This window comes from Inquilinus sp., from assembly GCF_057815775.1.
The window spans coordinates 1-6,457 of record NZ_JBYRFX010001115.1 but is presented as its reverse complement, the minus strand read 5'-3'; the positions used below and the strand labels follow the sequence as shown (position 1 = coordinate 6,457).

Genomic DNA, 6,457 nt, shown 5'->3' with positions numbered 1-6,457 from the left:
GCGGCGATCTGCTTCATCATGGCGCTGCGGGGCCTGTCGAGCCCGGTGACGAGCCGTGTGGGGAACCTGTACGGCATGGTGGGGATGGCGATCGCGGTGGCGACGACGCTGATCCTGCTGCCGCAGGTTCGGAACTACTGGCTGATCGTGCCGGCGATCGCGATCGGCGGCGGCATCGGCTATGTCGTGGCGCAGCGGATCAAGATGACGGCGCTGCCGCAGCTGGTGGCGGCGTTCCACAGCCTGGTCGGGCTGGCGGCGGTGTGCGTGGCGGCGGCGGCGTTCCTGGACCCGGAGGCGTATGCGATCGGGATCAAGGGCGCGATCCATGTCGGCAGCCTGGTGGAGATGTCGCTGGGGGCGGCGATCGGCGCGATCACCTTCACCGGGTCGCTGGTGGCGTTCGCCAAGCTGCAGGGCCTGGTGACGGGCAAGCCGCTGGTGTTCCCGCTGCAGCACCCGATCAACGCGGTGCTGGGCATCCTGATCGTGCTGCTGATCGTGTGGATGTGCGTCGGCCAGTCGGGGGCGGCGTTCGCCCTGCTGATCCTGGTGGCGCTGGCCTTGGGCTTCCTGCTGATCCTGCCGATCGGCGGGGCGGACATGCCGGTGGTGGTGTCGATGCTGAACAGCTACTCCGGCTGGGCGGCGGCGGGCATCGGCTTCACGCTGCAGAACAACCTGCTGATCATCACCGGTGCGCTGGTGGGCTCGTCGGGTGCCATCCTCTCCTACATCATGTGCAAGGGGATGAACCGGTCGATCATCAACGTGATCCTGGGCGGGTTCGGCGGCGACGCGGCGGGGGCCTCGGCGGCGGGTCCGGCGGGCGACCGTGCGGTGAAGCAGGGTTCGGCCGAGGACGCGTCCTTCGTGATGAAGAATGCGCGGTCGGTGATCATCGTGCCGGGCTACGGCATGGCGGTGGCGCAGGCGCAGCATGCACTCCGGGAGATGGCGGACCTCTTGAAGAAGGAAGGGGTGGAGGTGCGCTACGCCATCCACCCGGTGGCAGGCCGGATGCCGGGGCACATGAACGTGCTGCTGGCGGAAGCCAACGTGCCCTATGACGAGGTGTTCGAGCTGGACGAGATCAACCGGGACTTCGCTCAAGCCGACGTGGCGTTCGTGATCGGTGCGAACGACGTGACCAACCCGGCGGCGAAGACGGACCCGGCGAGCCCGATCTACGGCATGCCGATCCTGGATGTGGAGAATGCCAAGACGGTCTTGTTCGTGAAGCGGTCGATGGCGTCGGGCTATGCCGGCGTGGAGAACGAGCTGTTCTTCCGCGACAACACCCTGATGCTGTTCGGCGACGCCAAGAAGATGTGCGAGGACATCGCCAAGTCCTTCGACTGAGCGTCCGCTACTCTTCCCATTGTCATGCCCGGACTTGATCCGGGCATCCAGAGACTGTCGACATCCTCTGGATTGCCGGGTCAAGCCCGGCAATGACAGCAGGGGGAGAGGTCGCCTCAAACCGTTCCTCCTGACTGGGCCGTGCCGCAGCCGTGGCACGGCCATTTTTTGCGTTGCAGCATAAAATTCTCAAAAGACCGACATAAAAAGAAGTTCAGATCGTCTTTCTCGTCTTGCCGGACCGATTCTTCTGGTATACAAAATTCTAAATTCAGTCGACCAAGAAGCCACGAAGGCCGGTCGCACGCTCTGGGATGGAAAGCCGATGCTGGTGGATGGGGTGACGCTCGATGTCGCGCCGCTGGCCGAGAAGGCCAGTTACAAGGCCAAGGCCTACCAGGCCCTGCGCGACGCCATCGTGCGCATGAACATCTACGGCCACAGCCGCCCGATCCGGATCGACGAACGGCAGCTGTGCGAGGCGCTCGGCATCAGCCGGACGCCGGTGCGCGAAGCGATCGCGCTGCTGGAACAGGAAGGCCTGGTCCGGTCGATGCCGCGGCGCGGCGTCTTCGTGGTCCGCAAGACCCGGGACGAGATCCGCGAACTGATCATCGTCTGGGCGGCGCTGGAGGGCATGGCCGCCCGCCTCGCCGCGGACTATGCCACGGCGGCCGAGATCCAGGGGCTGCGGGCCATGATCGCCGGCCAGGCGGCCGATGCCGAGTCACCCGACCGCTTCGCGGCGGCCAACATCGATTTCCATCAGGCGCTGATCCGCCTCGGCGGCTGCGCCCTGATCACCGAGATGACCGAGACCCTGTTCCTGCATATCCGCGCCATCCGCTGGACCCTGATCGGCCGGCCGGAGCGGGCCGGGCGATCGGTGGCGGACCACGCCGCCATCGTCGAGGCGCTGGCGCGGCGCGACGGGGATCTCGCCGAGACGCTGGTCCGGAACCACGCCCTCGACCTGTCGCGGTCGGTCGAGCGGCACGGACACGGCTTCGAATGACCGCGCCGGTGCCGAACGGCGCCGCGCATCCCAAGGCAAGACGGTGAAGGAGGAAGCCAAAATGCCCGATACTGCAGTGAAGGAAGCGGCCGCGACGGAGGAGGTCATCTCCGGCGGACACCTCGTGGCCAAGGCGCTCAAGGCCGAGGGCATCGACACCATCTTCACCCTGTGCGGCGGCCATATCATCGATATCTATGATGGCTGCCTGGACGAGGGCATCCGCATCATCGACGTGCGGCACGAACAGGTCGCGGCCCATGCCGCCGACGGCTATGCCCGCGTCACCGGCAAGCCCGGCTGCGCCGTGGTCACCGCCGGCCCCGGCACCACCGATGCCATCACCGGCGTCGCCAACGCCTTCCGCGCCGAAAGCCCGTTCCTCCTGATCGGTGGCCAAGGCGCGCTCGACCAGCACAAGATGGGGTCGCTGCAGGACCTGCCGCATGTCGACATGATGCGGTCGATCACCAAATTCGCCGCGAATGTGGTGACCACCGAACGCGTCGCCGACATGTGCTCGATGGCCTTCCGCGAGGCCTTCGCCGGTGCGCCCGGCCCGGTCTATCTCGAGATCGGCCGCGACATCCTCGACGGCCATGTGCCGGTGAAGAAGGCAGTGTTCCCGAAGGCCGGCCAGTACCGCTGGTCGACCAAGAGCATCGGCGACCCGCGCGATATCGAGAAGCTGGCCGACATCCTGGTCCATGCCAAGAAGCCCTGCGTGCTGCTGGGCCAGCAGGTCTGGACCTGCCGGGCGGCGGAGGATGCGATCAACTTCGTCCGCACCCTCAATATCCCGGCCTTCATGAACGGCGCCGGCCGCGGCACCCTGCCGCCGGGCGACCCGCATCACTTCCAGCAGACCCGGCGCTACGCCTTCGACAATGCCGACGTGATCCTGATCGTCGGCACGCCCTTCGACTTCCGCATGGGCTACGGCAAGCGCCTGGGCCGCAACGCCACGGTGGTGCAGATCGATCTCGACTACCGCACCGTCGGCAAGAACCGGGATGTGTCGCTCGGCCTGGTCGGCGATTGTGGCGCGATCTTCGCCGCCGTCACCCAGGCCACCTCCGGCCGGGTCGACAACGGCGCCAAGGGCCGCGAGAGCTGGCTCGAGGAGCTGCGGGTCGAGGAAGCGAAGATGGAGGCTGCCCGGCTGCCCAAGCTGCGCTCCGACGCCTCGCCGATCCATCCGCTGCGCCTGGCCTATGAACTGAACGAGTTCCTGACCGACAACACCGTCTATATCGGCGACGGCGGCGACGTCGTCACCTTCTCCGGCGGCGTGGTCAAGCCGCGCGCCCCCGGTCACTGGATGGATCCGGGCCCGCTCGGCACCCTTGGCGTCGGCGTGCCCTTCGCCATGGCGTCGAAGGTGGCGCAGCCGGAGAAAGAGGTGCTCTGCCTGTTCGGCGACGGCACCTTCAGCCTGACCGGCTGGGACTTCGAGACCATGGTGCGGTTCAACCTGCCGTTCATCGGCGTGGTCGGCAACAACTCGCACATGAACCAGATCCGCTACGGCCAGATCCAGAAATACGGCGTCGAGAAGGGCAACATCGGCAACAAGCTCGGTGATGTCCAATACTCGAAATTCGCCCAGATGCTGGGCGGCTACGGCGAGGAGGTCCATGAGGCCAGCCAGATCCGCCCGGCGCTGGAGCGCGCCCGGGAGTCGGGCAAGCCGTCCCTGATCAATGTCTGGATCGACCCCGACGCCTATGCCCCGGGGACCATGAACCAGACGATGTACAAGTAAACAGGCCGCCGCGGGGCGCGGGCTCAATCAAAACCGCCCGCGCCCACCCTGCACGAAAAACACGGGAGAGAGACATGGCTAAGGCCCTGGATGGGGTGCGCGTTCTCGACATGACTCATGTTCAGTCGGGACCCTCGGCGACGCAGATCCTGGCGTGGTTCGGGGCCGATGTGATCAAGGTCGAGATGCCGGGACGCGGCGACATCACGCGCTCGCAGCTGCGCGACATGTCCAATGTCGACAGCCTCTATTTCACCATGCTGAACAGCAACAAGCGCAGCATCACCATCAACATGAAGTCGCCGCAGGGCCAGGACGCCTTCATCAAGCTGCTCGAGCAGTCCGACGTGTTGATCGAGAATTTCGGCCCCGGCGTGCTCGACCGCCAGGGCTTCCCGTGGGAGCGGATCCAGAAGATCAATCCGCGGGCGATCTACGCCTCGGTCAAGGGCTTCGGCCCCGGCCCCTATGTCGACTGCAAGGCCTATGAGACCGTGGCCCAGGCGATGGGCGGGTCGATGAGCACCACCGGCTGGCATGACGGTCCGCCGACCTCGACCGGCGCGCAGATCGGCGACAGCGGCACCGGCATGCATCTGGTCGCCGGCGTGCTGGCCGCCCTACTGCAGCGGACCCAGACCGGCACGGGCCAGCGGGTCGAGGTGGCGATGCAGGACTGCGTCCTCAACCTCGTCCGGGTCAAGATGCGCGACCAGCAGCGCCTGGGCAGCGGCCCCTTGCGCGAGTATCCCAACACCGAATTCGGCGACGCCGTGCCGCGCTCCGGCAATGCCTCGGGCGGCGGTCAGCCGGGCCAGGCGCTGGTCTGTGCCCCCGGCGGCGAGAACGACTACGCCTATGTCATCATCCAGCCGCAGGGCTGGGCGCCGCTGATGCGCCTGATCGGCCGTGAAGAGCTGATCGAGGACCCGGCTTATGCCACGCCGGAGGCACGGCTGAGCCACCTGCCGGATTGTTTCGGCATCATCCAGGGCTGGACCAGCCAGCGCAGCAAGATCGAGGTGATGCAGGCGCTGAACCAGATCGACGTGCCCTGCGGCCCGATCCTGAGCATGAAGGATCTGATCGAGGATCGGTCGATGTACGACCGCGGCATGCTGGTCGACGTGCCGCACCCGGAGCGCGGCAACTACATCCAGGTCGCTTCGCCGATCCGCCTCTCCGACAACGACGTGCCGGTCGAACGCTCGCCGCTGCTGGGCGAACACACCGAGGAAATCCTGGCCTCGGTCGGCTTCGATGCCGACGCCATCGCCGCGATGCGCACCGCCGGAGCCATTTGATTTGAACTGACGCGATACCCGACCGGGCAGCCTCAGGTGGGTCCGGTCCTCCCCACATCCTTTGCTGAGCGAGGACCGCCATGAATGACCACGTAGACGTCCTGGACGACGCGCGGACGATCGCCCGCAGCATCCTTGAAACGGTCAAGCGCGAGGGCCGCACCAGCCTGACCGCACCCGAGGCGCGCGAGCTGTGCGAGGCCTGGGAGATTCCGATCCCGAAGGAGGCGCTGGCGACGTCGGCCGATGAGGCGGTCGCCCAGGCCCAGGCGATCGGCTTCCCGGTCGTGCTCAAGATCGTCTCGCCGCAGATCCTGCACAAGACTGAGGCCGGCGGCGTGCTGGTCGGCGTCAAATCCGCCGAGGACGTCCGCGCCGGCTTCAAGCGCATCGTCGAAAGCGCCGGGCGCTACGATCCGACTGCCGAAATCCTCGGTGTCCAGGTCCAGCAGATGCTGATCGGCGGGCAGGAGGTGATCGTCGGCGCCGTCACCGACCCGAGCTTCGGCAAGCTGGTCGCCTTCGGCCTCGGCGGCGTGCTGGTCGAGGTGCTGAAGGACATCACCTTCCGCCTGGCCCCGGTCAACCGCACCGAAGCGCTGTCGATGCTCGACGGCATCCAGGCGGCGGCGATCCTGAAGGGCGTGCGCGGCGCGCCGCCGGTCGACCGCGAGGCGCTGTCCGACCTGATCGTCAAGGTCTCGAACCTGGTCGATGCGATCCCGGAGATCGTCGAGCTCGACCTCAACCCGGTCTTCGCCCGCACCGACGGCGCCATTGCCGCCGATGTCCGCGTCGTCGTCGATTTCGAGGCCAAGGCGGCGCGGCCGCGGCCGTCGACCGAAGAGATCCTGTCGAAGATGAACCGGATCATGCGGCCGGATGCGGTCGCGGTGATCGGTGCCTCTGCCGAGGACGGCAAGATCGGCAATTCGGTGATGAAGAACCTGATCAACGGCGGCTACAAGGGCGCGATCTACCCGATCCACCCCAAGGCCGACGAGATCCTGG

At 66.7% G+C, this 6,457-nt stretch carries 5 protein-coding genes; all 5 read left to right on the top strand.

The annotated features are described in order from the left end of the window. Positions 1-1,362, top strand: a 1,362-nt coding sequence (locus tag AC3XYG_RS39830; protein WP_489145454.1) for an NAD(P)(+) transhydrogenase (Re/Si-specific) subunit beta, incomplete at its 5' end; no start/stop codon positions are given. A gap of 325 nt (positions 1,363-1,687) precedes the next feature. Next, positions 1,688-2,377 (top strand): GntR family transcriptional regulator, encoded by a 690-nt coding sequence (locus tag AC3XYG_RS39825; protein ID WP_489145453.1) that lies wholly within the window; start codon positions 1,688-1,690, stop codon positions 2,375-2,377. A gap of 61 nt (positions 2,378-2,438) precedes the next feature. Next, the gene (locus AC3XYG_RS39820; protein ID WP_489145452.1) at positions 2,439-4,142 is read left to right on the top strand and encodes a thiamine pyrophosphate-binding protein; all 1,704 of its coding nucleotides are present in this window, start codon (positions 2,439-2,441) and stop codon (positions 4,140-4,142) included. Positions 4,143-4,216: 74 nt separating this feature from the next. Further along, positions 4,217-5,446, top strand: coding sequence for a formyl-CoA transferase (frc, locus tag AC3XYG_RS39815; RefSeq protein ID WP_489145451.1), 1,230 nt, complete (start codon positions 4,217-4,219; stop codon positions 5,444-5,446). An 80-nt stretch (positions 5,447-5,526) separates the two neighbouring features. Next, positions 5,527-6,457, top strand: a 931-nt coding sequence (locus tag AC3XYG_RS39810) for an acetate--CoA ligase family protein (RefSeq protein WP_489145450.1), incomplete at its 3' end; no start/stop codon positions are given.